This window comes from Streptomyces sp. LUP47B (genome assembly GCF_001746295.1).
Classification (GTDB): domain Bacteria; phylum Actinomycetota; class Actinomycetes; order Streptomycetales; family Streptomycetaceae; genus Streptomyces.
Genome location: NZ_MJAH01000022.1, coordinates 99,073 through 121,955 on the forward strand (window position 1 = coordinate 99,073; position 22,883 = coordinate 121,955).

At 71.9% G+C, this 22,883-nt stretch carries 19 protein-coding genes; 15 read left to right on the forward strand and 4 right to left on the reverse strand.

The annotated features are described in order from the left end of the window. Window positions 1–110: 110 nt before the first annotated feature. Entirely contained in the window at window positions 111–2,165 is a 2,055-nt protein-coding gene (gene malQ / locus BFN33_RS43405) for a 4-alpha-glucanotransferase (RefSeq protein WP_069765734.1), read from the reverse strand. Further along, the gene (locus BFN33_RS43410) at window positions 2,166–2,378 is read right to left on the reverse strand and encodes a hypothetical protein (RefSeq protein ID WP_079141323.1); all 213 of its coding nucleotides are present in this window, start codon (window positions 2,376–2,378) and stop codon (window positions 2,166–2,168) included. It lies immediately after the preceding gene. 221 nt (window positions 2,379–2,599) lie between these two features. On the opposite strand from BFN33_RS43410, the gene BFN33_RS43415 reads away from it, so the two are divergent. Genes BFN33_RS43415 through BFN33_RS43425 form a run of 3 tightly spaced genes read left to right on the forward strand, consistent with a single transcriptional unit; the run spans window position 2,600 to window position 5,225 of the window. Next, the gene (locus BFN33_RS43415; protein ID WP_069765735.1) at window positions 2,600–3,133 is read left to right on the forward strand and encodes a PadR family transcriptional regulator; all 534 of its coding nucleotides are present in this window, start codon (window positions 2,600–2,602) and stop codon (window positions 3,131–3,133) included. Beyond that, window positions 3,130–3,828 (forward strand): ABC transporter ATP-binding protein, encoded by a 699-nt coding sequence (locus BFN33_RS43420; protein ID WP_069765736.1) that lies wholly within the window; start codon window positions 3,130–3,132, stop codon window positions 3,826–3,828. The genes BFN33_RS43415 and BFN33_RS43420 overlap by 4 nt, the downstream gene beginning before the upstream one ends. Then, window positions 3,825–5,225: a hypothetical protein gene (locus BFN33_RS43425; protein ID WP_069765737.1), complete on the forward strand. Its 1,401-nt coding sequence runs from the start codon at window positions 3,825–3,827 to the stop codon at window positions 5,223–5,225. Before BFN33_RS43420 ends, BFN33_RS43425 begins: the two co-directional genes overlap by 4 nt. 89 nt (window positions 5,226–5,314) lie before the next feature. On the opposite strand, the gene BFN33_RS43430 is transcribed toward BFN33_RS43425, so the two are convergent. After that, window positions 5,315–5,851 (reverse strand): HNH endonuclease, encoded by a 537-nt coding sequence (locus tag BFN33_RS43430; RefSeq protein WP_020116449.1) that lies wholly within the window; start codon window positions 5,849–5,851, stop codon window positions 5,315–5,317. Window positions 5,852–6,133: 282 nt separating this feature from the next. Between BFN33_RS43430 and BFN33_RS43435 the strand changes: the two genes are divergently transcribed. From BFN33_RS43435 to BFN33_RS43465, 7 genes are all read left to right on the forward strand, one after another. Further along, window positions 6,134–7,243, forward strand: coding sequence for a mechanosensitive ion channel family protein (locus BFN33_RS43435; RefSeq protein ID WP_069765738.1), 1,110 nt, complete (start codon window positions 6,134–6,136; stop codon window positions 7,241–7,243). A gap of 313 nt (window positions 7,244–7,556) precedes the next feature. Beyond that, on the forward strand, window positions 7,557–8,750 hold the full coding sequence (locus BFN33_RS43440) for an ROK family transcriptional regulator (RefSeq protein WP_069765739.1): 1,194 nt from the start codon (window positions 7,557–7,559) through the stop codon (window positions 8,748–8,750). Window positions 8,751–8,804: 54 nt separating this feature from the next. Beyond that, a complete protein-coding gene (locus BFN33_RS43445; protein WP_069765740.1) occupies window positions 8,805–10,148 on the forward strand; it encodes an ABC transporter substrate-binding protein in 1,344 nt (447 codons plus the stop codon). Between the two features lie 2 nt (window positions 10,149–10,150). Further along, complete coding sequence (locus BFN33_RS43450) at window positions 10,151–11,092, forward strand: carbohydrate ABC transporter permease (RefSeq protein ID WP_069765741.1); 942 nt, start codon at window positions 10,151–10,153, stop codon at window positions 11,090–11,092. 2 nt (window positions 11,093–11,094) lie between these two features. Further along, window positions 11,095–11,988 carry a carbohydrate ABC transporter permease gene (locus tag BFN33_RS43455; protein ID WP_069765742.1) on the forward strand — a complete coding sequence of 298 codons (894 nt, stop codon included), beginning with the start codon at window positions 11,095–11,097 and terminating at the stop codon, window positions 11,986–11,988. A gap of 6 nt (window positions 11,989–11,994) precedes the next feature. After that, window positions 11,995–13,260: a 6-phospho-beta-glucosidase gene (locus tag BFN33_RS43460; RefSeq protein WP_069765743.1), complete on the forward strand. Its 1,266-nt coding sequence runs from the start codon at window positions 11,995–11,997 to the stop codon at window positions 13,258–13,260. Further along, window positions 13,251–14,222 carry an N-acetylglucosamine kinase gene (locus tag BFN33_RS43465; protein WP_069765744.1) on the forward strand — a complete coding sequence of 324 codons (972 nt, stop codon included), beginning with the start codon at window positions 13,251–13,253 and terminating at the stop codon, window positions 14,220–14,222. The genes BFN33_RS43460 and BFN33_RS43465 overlap by 10 nt, the downstream gene beginning before the upstream one ends. Here the strand turns inward: BFN33_RS43465 and BFN33_RS43470 are convergent. Further along, complete coding sequence (locus BFN33_RS43470; RefSeq protein ID WP_256123029.1) at window positions 14,210–14,797, reverse strand: AAA family ATPase; 588 nt, start codon at window positions 14,795–14,797, stop codon at window positions 14,210–14,212. The genes BFN33_RS43465 and BFN33_RS43470 overlap by 13 nt on opposite strands. Before the next feature lie 253 nt (window positions 14,798–15,050). Between BFN33_RS43470 and BFN33_RS43475 the strand changes: the two genes are divergently transcribed. The 5 genes from BFN33_RS43475 (at window position 15,051) to BFN33_RS43495 (ending at window position 22,799) form a co-directional block, all read left to right on the forward strand. Then, window positions 15,051–16,460, forward strand: coding sequence for a hypothetical protein (locus BFN33_RS43475; protein ID WP_079141325.1), 1,410 nt, complete (start codon window positions 15,051–15,053; stop codon window positions 16,458–16,460). 14 nt (window positions 16,461–16,474) lie between these two features. Then, a complete protein-coding gene (locus BFN33_RS43480; RefSeq protein WP_069765760.1) occupies window positions 16,475–17,539 on the forward strand; it encodes a glutamate ABC transporter substrate-binding protein in 1,065 nt (354 codons plus the stop codon). Between the two features lie 63 nt (window positions 17,540–17,602). Further along, window positions 17,603–18,934 carry a hypothetical protein gene (locus BFN33_RS43485; RefSeq protein WP_079141324.1) on the forward strand — a complete coding sequence of 444 codons (1,332 nt, stop codon included), beginning with the start codon at window positions 17,603–17,605 and terminating at the stop codon, window positions 18,932–18,934. A 25-nt stretch (window positions 18,935–18,959) separates the two neighbouring features. After that, entirely contained in the window at window positions 18,960–21,494 is a 2,535-nt protein-coding gene (locus BFN33_RS43490) for a serine/threonine-protein kinase (protein WP_069765748.1), read from the forward strand. Further along, window positions 21,495–22,799 carry a PP2C family serine/threonine-protein phosphatase gene (locus tag BFN33_RS43495; RefSeq protein WP_069765749.1) on the forward strand — a complete coding sequence of 435 codons (1,305 nt, stop codon included), beginning with the start codon at window positions 21,495–21,497 and terminating at the stop codon, window positions 22,797–22,799. It begins immediately after the preceding gene. Window positions 22,800–22,883 lie beyond the last annotated feature (84 nt).

The following is a 22,883-nucleotide window of genomic DNA, read 5'->3' on the forward strand; positions in this document are numbered from 1 at the left end:
CAACGGCGGTTGGGGCCGCGCGCCCGGGGTGCCGTATGAGGCGCGCGGGCCGTGCGAGCGCCCGCTCCCCCGGACGCCGCGCCCGCCCCCACGGCGCCCGCAGACGGCCTCTACGGCGCCCGCAGCACCTCCACCAACGCGTGCAACCGTGGGGACGCCGCCAGGTCCTCCAGCGTCACCGCCCGTCCCTCCCCGTCCGCGATCGGCAACCGCCAGTTCGGATACTGGTCCCACGTCCCCGGCAGGTTCTGCGGCCGGCGGTCCCCCACCGTGTCCGGCAGCCAGATGCCCACCATCCGGGCCGGGGTGTGCAGCAGGAACCGGTGGACGGCCTGGATCTGCGCCTCCTCCGAGGAGGGGTCGGCGCCGCCTCCCGTGCCGTGCAGCAGACCGAGACGGGCCAGCAGCTCCAGCCACTCCGCCGTGTCCGCCGAGGCCTCCGCACGTTCCTCGTCCAGCGGCCGGGTCAACAGGCCGAGACCGTCCCGGAGTTCGACATGTTCCCCGGTGAGACGAGACGCCGTCGGCGGCAGGTCGTGCGTGGTCGCCGTCGCCAGACAGTCCGCCCGCCACCGCTCGGGCGGCAGCGGACGCCCGTCGCCCTCCCAGTCCCGTTCGAACCACAGCACGGACGTCCCCTGCACCCCGCGCTCGCGCAGCACCTCCCGCACACCGGGTTCGACCGTGCCGAGGTCCTCCCCGATCACCACCGCCCCGGCCCGCGACGCCTCCAGCACGAGCACGGCGAGCATCGCCTCCGCGTCGTATCGGACGTACGTGCCCTCCGTCGGGGGCCGCCCCTGCGGGACCCACCACAGCCGGAACAGGCCCATGACATGGTCGATGCGCAGCGCGCCGGCGTACCGGAACAGGGCCCGCAGCAACTGCCGGTACGGCGCGTACCCGGACTCCGCCAGCCGGTCCGGGCGCCACGGCGGCAGCCCCCAGTCCTGGCCGCGCGCGTTGAAGGCATCCGGAGGCGCTCCTACGGACATCCCGGCCGCGAAGTACGCCTGCTGGGCCCACGCGTCCGCGCCCTCGGGATGCACGCCCACCGCGAGGTCGTGCACGACACCCACCGGCATCCCCGCCTCCCGCGCTACCCGCTGGGCGGCGCCGAGCTGGCTCTCGGTGAGCCAGGCGAGGCGGGAGTAGAAGTCGACGCGGTCCATCAACTCGCCGCGCGCGCGGGCCGTTTCGGCGGACCGCGGGTCGCGGAGGCCGGCGGGCCAGCTGCGCCAGTCCGAGCCGTGCACCTCCGCCAGCGCGCACCAGGTCGCGTGGTCCTCCAGGGCCTCGCCGCCCTCGGCGAGGTAGTCGGCGTAGGCGGCACGGCGGCCGGGTCCGAGGGGGACCTCGCGGACGAGTTCGAGCGCCTCCCGCTTCAGCTCCCACACCGCGTCCCGGTCGATCAGGGCGCTCTTCTCCAGCACCGCCTCCCGCAGCCGCTCGGCCCGCTCGCGCGGGGCCCGCAGCCGCTCGGAGTCGGCGACCTGGGCGTACTCGGGGATGTCCTCGATCCGCAGGTGCACCGGGTCGGGGAAGCGGCGCGAGGACGGCCGGTAGGGGGACGGGTCGGTGGGGGCGCCGGGCACCGCCGCGTGCAGCGGATTGACCTGGACGAAGCCGGCGCCGAGGGCACGGCCCGCCCAGGAGGTCAGTTCGGCGAGGTCGCCGAGGTCGCCCATGCCCCAGGAGCGGTGCGAGAGCAGGGAGTAGAGCTGGACGAGGAGGCCGTACGACCGCCCGGGCGGCGCGGGCAGCCGGGGCGGGGCCACGATCAGGTGGGCGTCGGCGGTGCGGCCGTCGGGGGCGGTGGCGGTCAGCCGGTGGACGCCGGGCGGGAGTTGGTCGGCGGCGGAGCGCGTCTCGCCCTGTTCGGTCTCGATACGCAGCCGGGTGCCCTCGGGCAGGTCTGCCACGAAGGCGGGCGGACTGCCGCTCCAGCACACCACCGTGGGCGGCAGCAGGCGCTCGCGCAGCTCACGCTCACGGGCCGCGAGCGCGGCGGCCGGGTCGCCCGCGTCGACGCCGAGGGCGGCCAGGGCCAGCGTGACGGCGGTGGCGGAGGCGGCGACCGTACGGTCCGGGGAGGGCTGGTAGGAGGTGCCGACGCCGTACGACTCGGCGAGGCGGGACAGCTCCGGACCGGGGGGCGCCGCCATCTACGGCTCCAGGTATGCGTCGGACTCGCTGGTCAGGGGGGCGGCGTCGGCGAGCGGCGGCTCGCTGGTGAGGGGCTCGGCGTCGGGCAGGGGTGGTTCGCTGGTGAGCGGGGTCTCCGTGCAGGCGCCCTCGGCGCTGAAGACACAGAAGTGTTCAGCGGGCGCCTCGGGTTTGGACAGGGCCGGGAGCAGAAGGGGTGCCGATGCGGCCACGGGGGCCTCCTTGTCGAGTACGACGACGGGGGTTACCGCAGCCCTACCCACAGGACGCGACGGCAGACGTACCGAAGAGGAGAAGTGCTTTTCGTCATGATGCGCCAATCACCGGCCACCTGACCACCCGATCACCTGACTACCCGCTCACTGACCACCCGCCCACTCGGACCACTGATCACTATTCACTCGATACATATACGTGGTGCATACTGATCGCCATGAGCACCCGTCACATCCTGCTGGGACTGCTCGCCGGAGGGCCGAGCCATGGCTACGACCTCAAGCGACGCCACGACGACCGTTTCCCCGAGGCCCGTCCACTGGCCTACGGGCAGGTCTACACGACCCTGCAGCGCCTGGTCCGGGACGGCCTCGCCGAGGTAGACGGCACCGACTCGGACGGCGGCCCGGAGCGCACCCGGTACCGCTCGACCGAGGCGGGGACGCGTGAACTGGACCGGTGGGCCGGGCAGATCGCCCCGCCCGCGCCCTTCGTGACCAACGAGATCTTCGCCAAGGTCGTCGTCTCGATCCTGGCCGGCGGCGACCCGGACGCCTACCTCCGGGCGCAGCGCGCCGCCCACATGGCCCGGATGCGGGAGCTCACGGCGGTCAAGACCGCCCACGGGGCCGACCTCGCGACCGTGCTCTCGGCGGACTACGCCCTCAACCACCTCGACGCCGACCTGCGCTGGATGAACACGACGGCGGCCCGGCTCACCACTCTGACCGCGGAGGTCGACTCAGCATGAACACCACGGGGGAGAACCCGGTGCCGCTCCTCGCGGCCCACGACCTCGTCAAGGCGTACGGCAGGTCCGAGGCCCTGCGGGGCGCCTCGGTCGGGCTGGACTCCGGCGAGATCCTCGCCGTCACCGGCACCAGCGGCGGCGGGAAGTCGACGCTGCTGCACTGCCTGGCCGGGATCGTGCGGCCGGACGCCGGTTCGGTGTCCTACGGCGGTGAGCGCCTCGACGAGTTGCCCGAGAAGCGGCTGAGCGAGCTGCGCCGTACGGAGTTCGGCGTGGTCTTCCAGTTCGGGCAGCTCATCCCCGAGCTGACGGCCCTCGACAACGTGGCGCTGCCGCTGCTGCTCGCGGGCGTCTCCCGCGCCGACGCCCACACGCGGGCCGATGAGTGGCTGGAGCGGTTCGGGGTGCGCGGCCAGGCCGGTCTGCGGCCCGGCGAGATGAGCGGCGGCCAGGCCCAGCGGACCGCGCTGGCCCGCGCCCTGATCACCGGGCCGAGGGTCGTCTTCGCGGACGAGCCGACCGGCGCGCTGGACTCCCTGGCGACCGAGCAGGTCATGACGGCCCTGGTCCACACGGCCCGCGAGGCCGGCACGGCGGTCCTGCTGATCACCCATGACGCGCAGGTGGCGGCGTACGCGGACCGCGAGGTGCGGATGGCCGACGGGGCCGTGACCGCGGTGGGAGTGACGGCATGACGACCGCCCTCGATGCACGGACCGGCAGCCCCCTGACCGCCGACCTCCGCCTGGCCTGGCTGCTCACGCGCGGCTCCGACCGGCGGGAGTGGTGGCGGATCGGGCTGACGGCCCTGGGCGCGGCGCTCGCGACGGGGTTCGCGCTGACCGCCGTCTGTCTCGCCTCGCTCCGGGGGCAGTACGACATCTCCGTGGGCGCGGGTCTCCTCGACCAGCCCGGCACCCGCGCCGGCGTGATCGTCGGCCTGCTGCTCCTGCTGGTGCCGGTCCTCGGCTTCCTCGGTCAGTGCGCCCGGATCGGAGCCGTGCACCGCGACCGGCGTCTGGCGCGGCTGCGACTGGCGGGCGCCTCGTCCGCCCAGGTGCGGCGGATCTCCGCGCTGGAGACGGGTATGGCCTCTCTGCTCGGTTCGGCGCTCGCGACGGTCGTCTCGGTGGTGGTGCTGCTGGGCCGGTGGCAGAGCCCGCCCGCCCTCGCCTGGGCCGCGTTCGCGGTGATCGGCCTCGGCGTGCCGGTGCTGGGCACGAGCGCGGGTGCGCTGGCGCTGCGCCGGGTGGTCGCCTCGCCGCTGGGATGGGTGCGGCGGGTACCGTCGCGCTCGCGGCGGACGTCGGGACTGCTGTTCGCGGGCGGAGTGCTGCTCGTGGCCGCCCTGGCTCCGGTCGCCGTGGCCGTGACCTCCAGCGCCAGCCCCCGCGGCAGCAGGTCGCCGTTCGAAGGGGGACCGCTGATCGTGGCCGGTCTGCTCCTCGTGGTCGGCGCGGCCGCGGTGGGCCTTGCCGGGGGGACGGCGGGGCTGATGGGCCGGGTGCTCGCGCGCCGGGCCCGTACGGCGGCGACGCTGATCGCGGCGGAGCGGCTGCGCGAAGACCCGTGGGCGGCGGCCCGTACCCATGCGGCGGTGCTCCTGGTGACCGTCGTCGGGACGGGCTTCGTGGGCGTCCGTCAGGCACTGAACGCCGAGCTGGACCGGACGCGGTACCTCGCGGCGGACCGCTCCTTCTACACCGCGGGCCTGGACCTGACCGCCGCCGCGATCCTCGTCGCCCTGGCGATCACCCTCGGCGGCCTCGCGGTCGGCACCGTGGAGTCCCTGGCCACCCGGCGCCGGGGCCTGGCCACGCAGGCAGCCGCCGGGGTGCCGCGCTCGGTGCTCGGCCGGGCGCTGCTCCTGGAGACCGCCCTGCCACTCGCCCCCGCGCTCCTTCTGGGCGGGGCCGGCGGCACGGCGATCGGCGTCTGGTATGCCCGGCTCACCATGGACGGGCCGCCCGTCACGCCGTACGCCGCGCTCCTGGTCCCGCTCGGGGTGTACGCGGCCTGTCTCCTGGCCGCGGCCACGTCACTGCCGCTGCTGAACCGCTCGGTCCGCCCGGCGGAACTCAGGCACACGTGACCGGGTGATGCGCCGGTCCCGGAGGTACGGGGGGCCTCCGGGGCCGGTTCGAGCGGCCGCGTGCGGCAACACAAAGGCCCGGATCGTCGTCAGGCAGAGATGCCGTCGATCCGGGCCATGGCGTCCTCGGCGCCGTACGGTTGCAAGTACGGCAGCCAGCGTGGGTCCCTGTGCCCGGTGCCGATGATGCGCCAGGCCAGACCGGTCGGCGGGGCGGGTTTGTGGCGCAGCCGCCAGCCGATCTCGAACAGGTGTCGGTCGGCCTTCACGTGGTTGCAGCGCCGGCAGGACGCCACCACGTTGTCCCAGACGTGCTTGCCCCCGCGGCTGCGCGGGATGACGTGGTCGACGCTGGTTGCGACGCCACCGCAGTACATGCACCGGCCCCCGTCGCGGGCGAAGAGCGCCCTGCGGGTGAGAGGAACGGGCCCCCGATAGGGAACCCGGACGAATCGCTTGAGCCGGACCACGCTGGGTGCGGGGACTGTGACGGTCGCGCTGTGCATGAAGGCGCCGGACTCCTCGAGGGAGACCGCCTTGTTCTCCAGGACGAGGACGAGCGCGCGGCGGAGCGGTACGACGCCGAGGGGCTCGTACGACGCGTTGAGTACCAGGACATGCGGCACGGATGCCTCCTTGGGCGTCGGCGGCACGTGGCTCGTGCCGGGACGATCTGAGGTCAGTCTCCCCTCTCGCCCGGGAGAAACGCCACCATCTCCCGGTAACGGGCCGGGAGTGTTTTCGACCACACCTTTCTTCATCCCCAGGTGAGAGCCGTCTCTCCCCTGAACATTGCAACGATCCACACACGATGCACCGTTAGTGTGGTGAGCCTGCTTTACCGGTGACCTTTCCGTGACCTTGACCGCCGTACCGGTAGGCAGACGCAGCACCTGGAGGTACCTGCCGTGTCCTTGTCCGCCGTCCTACTGGCCGCGAGTCCGTCGCCGTCGCCGTCCCCCTCGGACACCTCGACGCCGGCCGTGCCGAGTCTCCAGGACGCCCAGGAGAGCGCGACGAACGCCGCGAGCTGGGTCGAGCAGAACTGGTCGACCTGGCTGGCGATCGGTCTGCGGGTCCTGTTGATCCTGGTGATCGCCGGGATTCTGAGAATGGTCGTGCGGCGGGCCATCACCAAGCTCATCGACCGGATGAACCGCACCGCCCAGGCGGTCGACGGCACCGCGATCGGCGGTCTGCTCGTCAACAACGAGCGCCGCCGGCAGCGCTCGCAGGCCATCGGCTCGGTGCTGCGCTCGGTGGCGAGTTTCATCATCATGGGCACCGCCGCCCTGATGGTGCTGGGTGCCTTCGAGATCAATCTGGCCCCGCTGCTCGCGTCGGCCGGTGTCGCGGGTGTGGCGATCGGCTTCGGCGCCCGCAACCTCGTCACGGACTTCCTCTCCGGTGTGTTCATGATCCTGGAGGACCAGTACGGCGTCGGCGACACCATCGACGCGGGCGTGGCCTCCGGCGAGGTCATCGAGGTCGGCCTCAGGGTGACCAAGCTGCGCGGCGCCAACGGCGAGATCTGGTACGTCCGCAACGGCGAGGTCAAGCGCATCGGCAACCTCTCCCAGGGCTGGGCGACGGCCGGCGTGGACGTGACCGTGCGGGCCTCCGAGGACCTCGACAACGTGAAGCGGGTGCTCGGCGAGGTCGCCGAGAAGATGAGCAAGGAGGAGCCCTGGAACGAGCTCCTGTGGAGCCCGATCGAGGTGCTCGGCCTGGACAGCGTCCTGCTGGACTCCATGGTCGTGCGGGTCTCCGCGAAGACGATGCCCGGCAAGTCCCTCACGGTCGAGCGTGAGCTGCGCTGGCGCATCAAGCGCGCCTTCGACGCGGCGGACATCCGCATCGTCGGCGGCGCGGCCGGCCTCACCGACGGCGAGGCCGCGGACCCGACGTCGGCGGTCGCGGCACCGTCGGTCTTCTCCGACTCCGAGTCCCCGCAGGCCGCGGCGGCCTCCCCGCTCGCGCCGGCACCGGTGGTGGCGCAGCGGCCGGCGCCGAAGTAGCGGCCCCCGGCGAAAGCGGCCAACTCTCACGACGACGAAGGCCACCAAGGACGGCTACTCGCTACGTCTTCGCGGGTACGGCCACCACCGGCCCGGCGACGGCCGCCGGTGACTACACCGACGTCCGGTAACCGCTCTCTTTCCCTTCTCCACCGCCCCCGCAGGTAACGACTCCGTTTCCTGCGGGGGCGGTTTGCCGTTCCCCTCTTGACGGGCAGGTGGTCCAGACCTAAGTTCCGGTGCATCCGATAGGAAACCTTCCTAACAGTCGCTGGGCAGTACAGTCGCCCGGCAGTCACGGAGAGGGGCACCCATGGCAGGCACACCACGCACACTCCGCGCCATGAACGACCGTGCCGCGCTCGACCTCCTGCTGGAACACGGCCCCCTCTCCCGTACACGGATCGGCAAGCTCACCGGCCTCTCCAAGCCGACCGCGTCCCAGCTCCTGGCCCGCCTGGAGGCGTCGGGCCTCGTCCTCGCCACCGGTACCACCGAGGGCAGGCCGGGCCCCAATGCCCAGCTGTACGAGGTCGACCCGACCGCCGCGTACGCCGCCGGGCTCGACGTCACCCCTGAACGCATCCTCGCCGCGGTCGCCGACATCACCGGCCGCACGGTGGGCTCCTACGAACTGCCGACCCCGGGCCGCCGACCCGCACAGCCCGTCGTCCGGCAGGTCACCGACGCCCTCGACGGCGCGGTCAAGGCGGCGGGACTCTCCCGCGGCGACGTCCACCGGCTCGTCATCGGCACCCCGGGCGCCTTCGACCCGGGCACGGGCCGGCTGCGCTACGCCTCCCACCTGCCCGGCTGGCACACCCCCGCCCTCCTCGATGAACTCGCCGCCGCTCTGCCCATGCCGGTCGAGTACGAGAACGACGTCAACCTCGTGGCCGTGGCCGAACAACGGCTCGGTGCGGCCCGCGGCCACGAGGACTTCGTGCTGCTGTGGAACGAGGGCGGTCTCGGTGCCGCCCTGGTCCTCGGCGGACGGCTGCACCGCGGCTGGACGGGCGGCGCGGGAGAGGTGGGTTTCCTGCCGGTTCCCGGAGCACCGCTGGTGCGGCAGGTGAGGAAAGCCAACAGTGGTGGCTATCAGGAGCTGGCGGGCTCCCAGGCCATCCCCCACCTCGCCCGTGAGCTCGGCATGACGGACATCCCCTCGGGGCCGTACGCCGAGGTCGCCGCCGCCCTCGTCGAGCGTGCCGCCACCGAGGACACCGTCCTGAACCGGCTGCTCCTGGAGACCTACGCCACCCGTCTGGCCACCGGTCTCGCCTCGCTCGTCTCCGTCCTCGACCCCGAACTCGTCGTCCTCAGCGGTGCCTCGCTCACCGCCGGCGGCGACATCCTGCGTGCCCTCGTCCAGGCCGAGCTGGAGGAACTGGCAGCCTCCCGCCCCCGGCTGGTCGTCGGCGACGTCCATGAACACCCCGTGCTGCGCGGCGCGCTGGAGAGCGCGCTCGCCGCCACCCGCGACGAGGTCTTCGACACCTCTCGCTGACCCCCGTACTCCCCCACACCCTCACCTCACCGCCCGTCCCTGGGAGACCCCGTCATGCGCACAGCCATACCCTCGTCCGCCCGGAAAGCGGCCTTTGCCCTGACCGTGTCCGCGGTGCTCGTCACCACCGCCTGTACCGGCCAGTCCTCCTCCGGCGCCGAGGACGACGCGTCGAAGGAGACGACCATCAACTTCTGGCACGCCTGGAGCGCGGACTCCGAGGTGGCGGGAGTGAAGGCGCTGGTCGCCGGCTTCGAGAAGGCGCACCCCAACATCCACGTCAACGTCGTCGGCAACATGACCGACGACAAGATCAACCAGGCGCTGCGCACGGGGGGTGACAAGGCCCCGGACGTCATCTCGTCGTTCACCACGAACAACGTGGGCAAGTTCTGCTCCTCGGGCGCGCTGGTCGACCTCAACCCGTTCTTCAAGAAGTCGGGGATCGACCCGGACACGACCTTCCCGGCCGCGATGAACCAGTACACGCAGTTCGACGGCGACCGCTGTGCCGCGCCGCTGCTGGGCGACGCGTACGGGCTCTACTACAACAAGACCGCGTTCGAGAAGGCCGGCATCACCTCGCCGCCCAAGACGTGGACCGAGTTCGAGGCCGACGCCAAGAAGCTGACGATCGCCCAGGGCGACTCGTACAAGCAGCTCGGGTTCATGCCGAACTACCACGGCTGGGAGACCACGACCGAGCACTACATGGGCCAGTTCTCACCCACCTACTTCGACAAGTCGGGCAAATCCACCATCGCCACCGACCCGGCCGTCGCCGCCGCCTTCACCGTCCAGAAGAAGCTCGTCGACGACCTCGGCGGCTACCAGAAGCTGGAGAAGTACCGCGCCGGACTCGGCGACGAGTGGGGCCCCAAGCACCCCTTCCAGACCGGTCAGGTCGCCATGCAGCTCGACGGTGAGTGGCGGCTCGGCATGGCCGTGGACGCCAAGCCCGGCTTCGACATCGGCGTGGCCCCGCTGCCCGTCCCCGACGACCAGGCCGACCAGTACGGCAAGGGCTACATCACGGGCACCATCGCCGGCATCGCCGCCAACAGCACCAAGCAGAACGCGGCCTGGGAGTTCCTGAAGTACATCACCACGGACACGGACGCGGTGGTCGGCTTCTCCAACACCATCCACAACGTGCCCTCGACGCTCGCGGCCCTGAAGTCCCCGAAGCTGAAGTACGACCCGCGCTTCAAGACCTTCCTCGACATCGCCGCCAACCCGAACTCGACGACCGCCCCGTCCTCGATCAACGGCGGTGTCTACCTCACCACCGTCCAGCAGCTCGGCTACGACTACGAGAGCGGCAAGGTCACGGACCTCAAGAAGGGCCTCGCCGGCGCGGCCAAGCAGATCGACACGGACATCGCGCAGGCGAAGTAGCGATGAGCACCGTCACTCTGGCGTCGAAACGCCGCAGGTCGGCGCTTCGGACCATCGCCTTCATGTCTCCCTGGTTGATCGGCTTCACGGTCTTCTTCGCCTATCCGCTGCTCTCGACCGTCTACTTCTCGTTCATGCACTACGACGGCTTCAGGCCGCCGACCTGGAGCGGGACGAAGAACTGGACCTACGTCTTCGAGCACTACCCCTTCTTCTGGCCGGCCCTGCGCAACACCCTGTGGCTGGTCGTGGTGATGGTCTCCCTCCGGGTCGTCTTCGGCCTCGGGATCGGTCTGCTCATCACGAAGATCAAGACAGGTACGGGCGTCTTCCGGACGCTCTTCTACCTGCCGTACCTGGCCCCGCCCGTGGCGGCCACCATGGCCTTCGCGTTCCTCCTCAACCCCGGTACGGGCCCGGTCAACTCCATCCTGGAGAAGGTCGGCATCCCGGCCCCCGGCTGGTTCAACGACCCCACCTGGTCGAAGCCGGCCCTCACCCTGCTCGCCCTGTGGGGCATCGGCGACCTGATGGTCATCTTCATGGCCGCACTGCTCGACGTGCCGCAGGAGCAGTACGAGGCCGCGGAGCTGGACGGGGCGTCGGCGTGGCAGCGGTTCCGGTTCGTCACCCTTCCCAACATTTCGCCGATCGTGATGTTCGCCGTGGTCACCGGCGTGATCCAGACGATGCAGTACTACACACAGCCACTCATCGCCGGAAAGGTCGCCTCGGGCGTGATCCAGGGCGCGGGCACGCAGTTCGAGCCCGGCTATCCGGACAAGTCCACCCTGACCCTCCCCCAGCTCGTCTACAACCTCGGCTTCCAGCGCTTCGACTACGGCTCCGCGTGTGTCGTCGCCCTCGTCCTCTTCGCCCTGTCGATGGTGTTCACCGCGTTCCTGATGCGGCGCCGGGGCGGTCTCATCCAGGCAGGTGACTGACCATGACCCAAGTACTGGACCGGCCGGTGGAGTTGAAGACCCCGGCCTCGCCCGCCGAGCGCACCGCCCGGCGCAAGGCCGCCCTGGAGTGGGTCGCGATCCACTCCCTCGGCCTCGCCGCGGCTCTCTTCTTCACGCTGCCCTTCGTGTTCGTGTTCCTGACCTCGCTGATGAGCGACACCCAGGCCCTCAGCCGCGATCTGATCCCGCACACCTGGGAATGGGGCAACTACAAGCGGGTCTTCGACACTCCGGGCTTTCTCACCTGGTGGCGCAACACGCTGGTCTACGCGGGACTGGGAACAGTCCTTACGGTCGTGTCGTCGATCCCGGTGGCGTACGCGCTCGCCAAGTTCCGCTTCCGGGGCCGCAATCTCTCCCTGATGCTGGTCATCTCCATGATGATGCTGCCGCCGCAGGTCGTCATCATCCCGATGTACCTGTTCTGGGCGAAGCAGCTGGACCTGTCGGGCACCCTGTGGCCGCTGATCATCCCGATGGCGTTCGGGGACGCGTTCTCGATCTTCCTGCTCAGGCAGTTCCTGATGACCATCCCGAACGAGTACGTGGACGCGGCGAAGGTCGACGGCTGCGGCGATCTGCGCACCCTGCTCAAGGTCGTCATCCCCATGGCCAAGCCGGGGATCGCGGCCGTGGCCCTCTTCCAGTTCTTCTACGCCTGGAACGACTACTTCGGTCCGCAGATCTACGCCTCGGAGAACCAGAACGCCTGGACACTCAGTTACGGCCTGGAGTCCTTCAAGGGCATGCACCACACCGACTGGAACCTCACCATGGCCGCGACCGTGCTGGTCATGGCCCCCGTGATCCTCGTGTTCTTCTTCGCGCAGAAGGCGTTCGTCGAAGGCGTCACGCTGACCGGAGTGAAGGGTTAACCACATATGAAACTCACTGTGGTCGGCGGAGGTTCGACCTACACCCCCGAACTCATCGACGGCTTCGCGCGCCTGCGGGACACCCTGCCCGTGGAGGAACTCGTCCTGGTCGACCCGGCCGCCGAGCGCCTGGAGCTGGTCGGCGGGCTCGCCCGGCGCATCTTCGCCAAGCAGGGCCACCCCGGCCGGATCACGACGACGGACGACCTGGACGCGGGCGTGGACGGCGCCGACGCGGTGCTCCTGCAGCTCCGTGTCGGCGGCCAGGCCGCCCGCGAACAGGACGAGACCTGGCCCCTGGAGTGCGGCTGCGTCGGCCAGGAGACGACCGGCGCGGGCGGCCTCGCCAAGGCGCTGCGCACGGTCCCGGTGGTCCTCGACATCGCCGAACGCGTCCGCCGCACCAACCCGGACGCCTGGATCATCGACTTCACCAACCCGGTCGGGATCGTCACCCGTGCCCTCCTCCAGGCCGGGCACAAGGCGGTCGGGCTGTGCAACGTGGCGATCGGCTTCCAGCGGAAGTTCGCCGGGCTGCTCGGCGTCACCCCCTCCGACATCCACCTCGAACACGTGGGCCTCAACCACCTCACCTGGGAGACCGGGGTACGGCTCGGCGGCCCCGAGGGCGAGGACGTCCTGCCCGAGCTGCTCACCGAGCACGGCGACACGATCGCCGGCGACCTGCACCTGCCCCGCCCGCTGCTTGACCGGCTCGGCGTGGTCCCGTCGTACTACCTGCGCTACTTCTACGCGCACGACGAGGTCGTACGGGAACTCGGCACCAAGCCGTCCCGCGCCGCCGAAGTGGCGGAGATGGAACGGCAACTGCTCACGATGTACGGCGACCCGGCCCTGGACGAGAAGCCGGAGCTGCTCGCCAAGCGGGGCGGCGCCTACTACTCGGAGGCGGCGGTCGACCTGGCCGCCGGGCTGCTCGGCGGGGGCGGCAGCCCCTACCAGGTGGTCAACACCCTCAACCGGGGCACGCTGTCCTTCCTGCCCGACGACGCGGTGATCGAGGTGCAGGCGGCCGTGGGCCCGAAGGGGCCGACCCCGCTGGCGGTGCCCGCCGTGGACCCGCTGTACGCGGGCCTGATCGCGCACGTGACGGCGTACGAGGACCTGGCGCTGACGGCGGCCCTGCGGGGTGGCCGGGACCGGGTCTTCAAGGCGCTGCTCGCCCACCCCCTCGTCGGCCAGTACGAGTACGCCGAGGGCCTCACCGACCGACTGATCGCACACAACCGGGAGCATCTCGCGTGGGCCTGACCGCATGTGTCCTCGCCGTCGACGCCGGCAACAGCAAGACCGACGTCGCGGTCGTCGCGGCCGACGGAAGCGTCCTCGCCACGGCCCGCGGCGGCGGGTTCCGGCCGCCCGTGGTGGGCGTCGAGGCGGCGGTGGACGTGATCGCCGACGCGGTGGGAGAGGCGTTCACCGCGGCCGGGGTCGGGTCGGTGGACCATGTCTCGGCCTGTCTGGCCAACGCCGACTTCCCCGTCGAGGAGCAGCAGTTGGCGGCCGCTCTGCACGCGCGCGCGTGGGGCGCGGAGGTGGAGGTCCGCAACGACACCTTCGCGATCCTGCGGGCCGGGGTCACCGAGCCGCGCGGAGTCGCCGTGGTGTGCGGCGCGGGCATCAACTGCGTCGGTATGCGCCCCGACGGCCGTACCGCCCGCTTCCCCGCGCTCGGCCGGATCTCCGGCGACTGGGGCGGCGGCTGGGGTCTCGCGGAGGAGGCCCTGTGGCACGCGGCCCGCGCGGAGGACGGGCGGGGCGTCGACACCGACCTCGCGCGCGTGCTCCCGCGGCACTTCGGGCTGCCGTCCATGTACGCCCTCATCGAGGCCCTGCACCTGGAGGACATCGCCCCCGTCCGCCGGCACGAGCTGACGCCGGTGCTCTTCGCCACGGCCGCCGCCGGCGACCCGGTGGCCCGCTCGCTCGTCGACCGCCTGGCCGACGAGGTGGTGTCCATGGCGACGGTGGCCCTGACCCGCCTCGACCTCCTCGACGAGGAGACTCCGGTCCTGCTCGGCGGCAGCGTCCTGGCCGCCCGGCACCCCCAACTGGACGACGGCGTGCGGGAGCTCCTGGCCGCGCGCGCCCCCAAGGCCGTACCCCGGGTGGTGACCGCGAGTCCGGTCCTGGGCGCCGCGCTCCTCGGCCTCGACCGGGCCGGGGCGTCCGCGGAGGTACAGGCGAGGGCGCGGGCGTACTACGAGGCCTGAGCGAGCACCGCGTCGGCCACCTCGGAGACGGACATGTCCTTCCCGACGTCGACGCGGGCCAGCCCCAGCCGGTCGACGGCCTCCACCATCAGCGACTGGTAACGCGCGCTGCGGGCCAGGAACTTGTCCATCAGGAACCGTTCCTGGCGCGTCGCTCCGTCGTAGCGCCCGGCACGGATCCGGGCGCCCACGACGTCCTCGTCGGCGGTGAGCCATACGGCGGCCGTGTGCGGCACCTCCAGCGTGGCGACCCGTTCCGGCCAGAGCGCCGAGCCCTCCAGGACCAGGCCTGGTCCGGTGGCGTGCGCCCTGACCAGCTCCTCGATGCGGGGCCAGAGCCGCTCGTAGTGGGCGAGGACCGAGTCGATCAACTCGTCGACGGCGAGCGTCGCGTAGTGCTCGGCCACGTGCGGCGGCACCTCCCGCTCCGGCGTGCGCCAGGGCCGCCCCGGGTGTCTCGCCAGCAGGTCCGTCGACCGGTGCTCGTAGCCGAGCCGGTCGGCCAGCACCCCGGCGACCGTGGACTTGCCGGTATGGGACGTTCCGCCGATCATCACCACTCGTACCCCGCGCACGAGGGCGACCCTACGCGCCCCCGGGGGGAACCGAACCGATTCCGGTGGCGTATTCATGGGCAAGGGGTGGTGCGGGGGGACGACCGGGCCGTCGCAGGCGATCCGCTGCGGTTCGATCAAGATCCAGTGAAGCCCGGTGCGGATGTCGGTCCCGGCAGCGATACTTGCGGCGAGGGATGACCATGGGGGAGGTCGAACAGTGACACACCCGCCGAAGAGCAGTGCGGCACCACCGGGATCCGGGGTGCCCACGATGCCGGCCGTACCGCCGCAGCCGGGACCGCCGGCCCAGCCGGCACCCCCGCCCGCCCCGGTGTCCCCCGCGGCGCCCGCCCGTCGTACGGCCTTCGCGGAAGGTCTCGACCAGGTGCGCGCGGCCGCCACCACCGAACCGGGCCGGCTGCGCATCATCGGCGCAGCGCTCGCCCTGCTCGTCGTCCTCTTCGGCGCGGTGACCGCCTGGCAGACCAACGACCGGGCCGCCGCGGCGGACGACGTGCTGCACAAGAGCCAGCCGCTCAGCAGCGCCGCCGCCGACATCTACCGCTACCTGGCCGACGCCAACACCGCGGCCTCCAGCGGCTTCCTCGCCGGCGGCCAGGAGACGGCCGCCTCCCGCGAGCGGTACGAGAAGGACATCGACCTGGCCGCGACCGGTCTGGTCAAGGCGGCCTCGAACTCCGACCCGGACTCCCCCGCCGCGAAGACCGTGGCCGAGCTCAACACCCTGCTGCCGGAGTACAAGGGCCTGGTGGAGCGGGCCCGTACGTACAACCGCCAGGGCTTCCCGGTCGGCGGCGCCTATCTGCGGTACGCCAACGAGAAGATGCAGGAGGAGATGCTCCCGAAGGCGCAGAACCTCTACACCAGCGAGAACCAGCGGCTGCGCGCCGATTACGCCGACGCCACGCCCTACCCGTGGGCCGCGATCGGCCTCGGCGTCCTGGCCCTCGCCGGGCTCGCCTGGGCCCAGCACCGCAACTACCGGCGCACCAACCGGGTTCTCAACCACGGCCTGGTCGCGGCCACCGCGACGGCGACCGTGGTGCTGCTGTGGCTGGTCGTCGGGCACACCGTCGCGCGCTCCGGGCTCAACGACTCCTACGACCACGGAGTGCGCTCGCTCAACGTGCTGCACGACGCCCGGATCGCCTCCCTCAAGGCCCGCGGCAACGAGAACCTCACGCTCGTGGCCCGCGGCGCCGAGACGGTCACCCGGAAGAACGCCCAGGGCGTGGACGTCACCTACGACGCCTACGACTTCGACTTCGACAAGGACATGGACACCCTCGGCAAGGGCCTGGCCGAGGCGTCGAAGCTCGCCGACGACACCAGTGGCAAGAAGCCGGTGACCGCCGCCGAGGGCAACATGACGGTGTGGAAGCAGCGCCACACCGCGGCCCGCGCGCAGGACGACAACGGCAACTACGAAGAGGCGCTGAACCGGGTCATAGGAGCCAAGGGGGCGACGGGCGAGTGCTTCGACAGCGTCGACGCCAACCTCGCCAAGGCCCTGGTCCACGAGGAGGCCGAGTTCGAGCGCTCGGCCGGTGACGGTCTCGGCGCGATGACCGGCCTGTCGGCGGGCGCCGCGGTGCTGGCCGTCCTGGGAGCGGCGGGCGCGGTGCTCGGCATCGGGCGCAGGCTGTCGGAGTACCGGTGAGAGGGGGCGTGACGATGCGGATGCGTGGGCGTGTGCGGGCCGGTCTCAGGGGCTGGGGCGGTGTCGGGGCGATGGCGGTCGTCTGCGCTCTGGTGTTCGCCTTCGCGCTGCTGCTGCCGGTGGCCCAGTCGCGCGGTGACGGCAGCACCGGCACCGGCGGGCCGGGCGTGACCCGTGCCGATCAGGTGGCGGACGACGACCCGTGTTCGACTCCGGCGGTCAAGGCGGCCCCGGAGAAGCAGACGCTGTCCCCCTCGGGTGCCGACGGCCCGACGATAGACAGGATCAAGGCCCGGCAGGGCGAGAAGCGCAAGCTGATCGTCGGCGTCGACCAGAACAGCTACCGCTGGGGCTACCGCAACCCCAACGGCGGGGAGCACGCCGACCTGGAGGGCTTCGACATCGACCTGGTGCATCGGATCGCGAAGGACATCCTCGGCGACGCGAACGCCGTGCAGTTCAAGGCGATCCCCACCAACCAGCGCATCCCGGCGATCCAGGAGGGCCGGGTCGACATGGTCGTCCGCACGATGACGATCAACTGCACCCGCCTGGGCCAGGTGGCGTTCTCCGCGCCGTACTTCAAGACGGGGCAGCAGGTCCTCGCCTCCAAGTCCTCCGGCATCACTGGCTACAACGGGACACTGGCGAAGCAGCGGATCTGCACGGCGGAGGGCTCCACGGCGAACACCAAACTGGTGGACGCCAAGAAGGCGAAGGAACTGGTCTCCTCCGCGATCATCTCGCCCCCCGTTCCCAACCAACTCGACTGCCTCGTCAGGCTCCAGCTCGGCGAGGTCGACGCCGTGGTCACCGACGGCGCCCTCGCCGCCAGCCAGGCCGCCCAGGACCCGGCCGTCGAACTGAAGGGCTCCCCCTTCACCACCGAGTACTACGGCGTGGCGATGAAGAAGGACGCCGACGATCTGGTACGCCGGGTCAACCAGATCCTGGTGGACTACCGCGAGGACACCACCGACGGCTGGCAGGCGTCGTACAACAGGTGGCTGTCGGCCACACTGGACAAGGACTCGACGAAGTCGGAGCCGCCCGCACCGCAGTACCTGCGCAAGAGCTGACGGACCGCCGACCACACACAGTTCACGACCACGCAGCAACCCTTCAGCAGCGAGAGGTGATCGATGGGCGTCACGGGACCCCCCGGGCCGGTGATGGACCGGGACGAGGTGGACCGTGCGCTGGCGCGGCTCGGCGCGGAGCACGAGGCGATAGAGACCTCGCTCCTCGCCCTGCAGGACCACGCGGGCCGCAGGCTCCTCGAGGGCGCCGAACTCACCGGCGTCACCAAGGAGCGCTGGACGTCCGCCGACGCCTCGATCACCCTGCTGTGGGCGTACTTCGACGCGTACTCGGACGCGTTGCGCTCGGCCCGCGAGATCCGCTCCCGCCGCCGCTGGTCCAGCCGCGAGGACCTGGTGGAGCTGACCGAGCTGCTGCGCGGCGAGTCGGTCACCGTCGCGGGCTCGGCGACCGCCACGGCCAACGCGCCGACCCTGCACGGCAATTCGGGCAAGCTGAGCGAGCGGTTCTCGCTGGTGACGCTCGTCGAGCGGATGAACGACCTGTACGCGTCGAGCCTGGACATGGTCGTCACCGCCGACGCGGTGTGGTCGGCGCTGCCCGCACGGATAGATCTGCTGGCCGCCGAACTCCAGCGCACCAGACGGCTCGCGCACTCCGTCGGCGTGCGCCCCGGGGAGCACCCGGCAGGCGACGACCTGGAGCGCATCACCCACGCGCTCACCTCACTGCGCGAGCGGGTGATCTCCGACCCGCTCGCCTTCTGGCGGCAGGCGCAGGGCAGTTCGGCGCCCGGCGGCGGAAAGCCGGACACCACGGCGTACGACCGTGAGGCGCGCGCCCTGGAGGACGTGCGCCGGGAGATCGACGCCGTGCTCACCGTGCGGCAGGACGCGGAGGCCCGGCTGGTCAAGCTGCGGGACGTGCTCTCCCGCGCGGACCGCACGCTCGCCGAGGCCCGCACCGCGCGCGGCGAGGTCCTCGCGAAGATCGCCGCCACGGAGGTGCCGGTCGTCAGCGGACCGCCGACCGTGCTGCAGGAGCAGCTGGCGACGGCCGCCGAGTACCGCAGACACGCCCAGTGGCACCGCCTGTCCCCGCTCCTGGAGTCGTTGGAGGAGAAGGCGGAGGACGAACTGCTGCGCGCCCGCGAGTCGTTGACCGCGGTCACCGCGCCGCTGGCGGTCCGCGCGGAGCTGCGCGGCCGTCTCGACGCGTACAAGGCGAAGGTCGCACGGCACGGCCTGGCCGAGGACCCGTTCCTGATCGAGCGCTACGACGCGGCCCGGCGGATGCTGTGGAGCGCGCCCTGCGACCTGCGGGTCGCCGAACAGGCCGTGCTGCGCTACCAGCACGCGGCCGCCGAACTGCTGGGAGCCCCGCGAGTACCGCAGCAGAGCGGTCCCGAAGACCGGGGAGGGCCCGGAGCATGAGCGACCAAGGGGGTGCGGCGACGTCATGAGTCAGGAACAGCAGCCCTGCCAGCGGCCCGGCTGCGACGGTACGTACGAGGACATGGGCGGCGGCGAGCTGTACTGCGACACCTGCGGCCTCGCGCCGGTCGTCTCGGCCGAGGCAGGCCGGGCCGGTTCGGCGTCCACCGGCAGGGGCTCGCGGGGCAGCCTCAGTTCGCGCGCCACCGGCCGCGCCTCCTCGCGTACGTCCTCGCAGTCGTCGAAGTCCCGGCGCTCGGTGTCGGGACGGCTGTCGCGCTCGGTCTCCGGGAAGTCCACGGGCCGTTCGGTGTCGGTGCGCAGCTCCGGCTCCGGTACCGGTTCGAGCGGGCGCGGCCGGCTCGGAGCGGGCCTCGTCGAGGTGCCCGGGGTGCCGCGGCCCGACCCGCGCGAGATGGTCCTGGAGAACCCCGAGGTGCCCGAGCGCAAGCGGTTCTGCTCGCGCTCCGACTGCGGGGCCCCGGTGGGCCGTTCCCGCGGGGAGAAGTCCGGGCGCACGGAAGGCTTCTGCACGAAGTGCGGCCACCCCTACTCGTTCGTGCCGAAGCTGAAGTCCGGCGACGTCGTGCACGGCCAGTACGAGGTCGCGGGCTGTCTGGCGCACGGCGGCCTCGGCTGGGTCTACCTCGCCGTGGACCGCGCGGTGTCCGACCGGTGGGTGGTCCTCAAGGGCCTGCTGGACACCGGCGACCAGGACGCGATGGCCGCCGCGATCTCCGAGCGGCGCTTCCTCGCGGAGATCGAGCACGCCAACATCGTGCGGATCTACAACTTCGTGGAACACCTCGACCAGCGCACCGGCTCGCTCGACGGCTACATCGTCATGGAGTACGTCGGCGGCAAGTCGCTCAAGGAGATCGCCAACGACCGTCGCACCACCGGCGGGAAGCGGGACCCGCTGCCGGTCGAGCAGGCGTGCGCGTACGGCATCGAGGCCCTGGAGGCGCTCGGCCACCTCCACAGCCGCAACCTCCTGTACTGCGACTTCAAGGTCGACAACGCCATCCAGACCGAGGACCAGCTCAAGCTCATCGACATGGGCGCGGTGCGCAGGATGGACGACGAGGAGTCGGCCATCTACGGCACGGTGGGCTACCAGGCTCCGGAGGTCGCGGAGGTGGGCCCGTCGGTCGCCTCCGACCTGTACACGGTCGCCCGCACCCTGGCGGTGCTGACCTTCGACTTCCAGGGCTACACCAACGTCTTCGTCGACTCGCTGCCCGACCCCGACCACATCGAGGTCTTCCGCCAGTACGAGTCGTTCTACCGGTTGCTGGTCCGGGCGACCGACCCGGATCCGGCGCGCCGTTTCGCCTCCGCGCAGGAGATGTCGGAACAGCTGACCGGGGTCCTGCGCGAGGTCGTCTCCCTGCAGACGGGCCGTGCCAGGCCCTCCCTGTCGACGCTCTTCGGCCCCGAAGTGCGGGTCACCGACGCGGAGCTGTTCCCGAAGCTGGACGGGGAGGTGTCGCGGCTGGGGACGCGGGTGCCTCCGTCGGGGCGGCACGGTACCGGAACCGCCGCCCCCGCATCCGCTGTCGTTCCGGTCGGCACCCCGGGTCCCGAGCGGCCCGGTGGCGGAGCCGTCACCACCATCGTCAAGTCCGCCGACGCCCCGGCCGCCGCCCTGGCGCTCCCCGTCCCCCACGTCGACCCCTCCGACCCCAACGCCGGTTTCCTCGCCGGGCTCATGACCACCGCGCCCGCCGAGCTGCTCGGTGCCCTCGCGGCCGCGCCGACGGCATCCGCGGAGACCCGCCTGCGGCAGGTGCGGGCCTGGCTGGAGAACGGCGACACGTACACCGCGGACGAGTCGTTGCGGCGGCTGGAGGAGGAACGCCCCGACGACTGGCGGGTGGTCTGGTACCGGGGCGTCGCCGCCCTGGTGACCGGCGACCACGAGGCCGCCGCACTCGCCTTCGACGCGATCTACGACGCCTTCCCGGGCGAACCCGCCCCCAAGCTCGCCCTCGGCCTGTGCGCGGAGGTGCTCGGACAGCTCGACAACGCCGCCGAGTACTACCGCCTGGTCTGGTCGACCGACCCCAGCTATGTGAGCTCCGCGTTCGGCCTCGCGCGGGTGCAACTCGCGACCGGGGACCACCGTGGCGCGGTGACCACGCTGGAGTCGGTGCCGGAGTCCTCCATCCACTACACCGCCGCCCGCGTGGCCGCCGTCCGCGCGCGGCTGCGTGGCCGCACCGCGACCGCGGGCGACGTACCCTTCCTGGACGACCTGACCGCCGCCGCCGGGCAGGTCGAGGCGCTGGACGCGTACGGTCTGGATCCGGCGCGCCGCGAGCAGCTGTCGGCGGAGGTGCTGGGCGCGGCCCTGGACTGGATACTCTCCGGTGGCCAGGATCCCGTCGCCCCCGCCGCCGAGGGACGGGCGCTGCTCGGCAGCGGACTGGACGAGCGAGGACTGCGCTTCGGCCTGGAGCGTTCGTACCGCACGCTGGCCCGGCTCGCGCAGGGCGGCGAGGAGAGGATCGACCTGGTGGAACGAGCCAACCGTTACCGCCCCCGGACGTGGGTGTAGTTGATGTCGCAGATGCCCCAGCTGTCCGCCTGCCCCAGCTGCGAGTGGCCGCTCGAATCGGGCGACCGTTTCTGTGGTGCGTGCGGATACGACCTGTCCGCCGTGCCGGCACGGCCGGACGACAGCCCGACCATCGCCATGAACGGTGCGCCCCCCGGCGGCCCCTGGCCCGAGGTCCCGCACCCGCCGGCGGAGGTCCATCTGCCGGCCGATCTGCAGGGCACCGAGTCGGGCGGGCATGAACCGCCTCCGCCGGGACCGGTGGGCTCGCCGGTCTCCCCCGTCTCCGGTGTGCGCTTCGACCGCTCGCCGGAGCCCGACGAGTACGTCCTGCAGGCGCCCGACCCACGGGTGGCCGCCGGACCGCCCACCCCTGCCGAGGGCACCGCACCGTCCGTCTGTGTGGCCTGCCGCGCGGGCCGGGTCGACGACGACGGCTACTGCGAGAACTGCGGGCACGCCCAGCCGCGTGAGCGCGACCACATGGAGCAGGAGGCCGGTCCGATCGCCGCCGTCAGCGACCGCGGCCTGCGCCACCACCGCAACGAGGACGCCTTCACCCTCGGCACCAGCGTGCTGCCCGACGGCTCGCCGGCCACCTTCGCGGTCGTCTGCGACGGTGTCTCCTCGGCGACCCGCCCCGACGACGCCTCCCTGGCCGCGTCCCGGGCCGCGGCCGACGCGCTGCTGGCCGCGCTGCCGCAGGGCACGCACCCCCAGCAGGCGATGCACGAGTCGATCGTCGCCGCCTCCCGCGCGGTCAACTCGCTCGCCGCGGAGCCCGCCACGGCCCGCGAGCACCAGCCGCACCAGAACGCCCCGGCGTGCACGATCGTCGGCTCGATCGTCACCCCGAGCCTGCTGGTCGTCGGCTGGGTCGGCGACAGCCGGGTCTACTGGGTGCCGACGGACCGCAGTTCGCCCCCGGCCCGGCTCACCGAGGACGACTCCTGGGCCGCGCAGATGGTCGCCGCGGGCCTGATGAACGAGGCCGAGGCGTACGCCGACGAGCGCGCCCACGCGATCACCGGCTGGCTCGGCGCGGACGCCTACGAACTCGACCCGCACACCGCTTCCTTCAAGCCGGACCGGCCTGGTGTGGTGGTGGTGTGCACCGACGGCCTGTGGAACTACGCGGAGGCGGCCGACGAGATGGCGGAGGCCGTACCGGCCGACGCCGCCGCGCGTCCGCTGCACACCGCCCGGGTTCTGGTCGGCCACGCCCTGGACGGCGGGGGCCACGACAACGTAACAGTGGCCGTCGTGCCGTTCCCGACCCCTCCGCAGGGGGCAGGATCGGCCTGAGGCCGCACACGGGGAATGCGCCGCAGCAGTAGCGCCGGACCGGAGGGGACCGGTCCGCGATCAGTCATCGCCCCACGCCTGTGG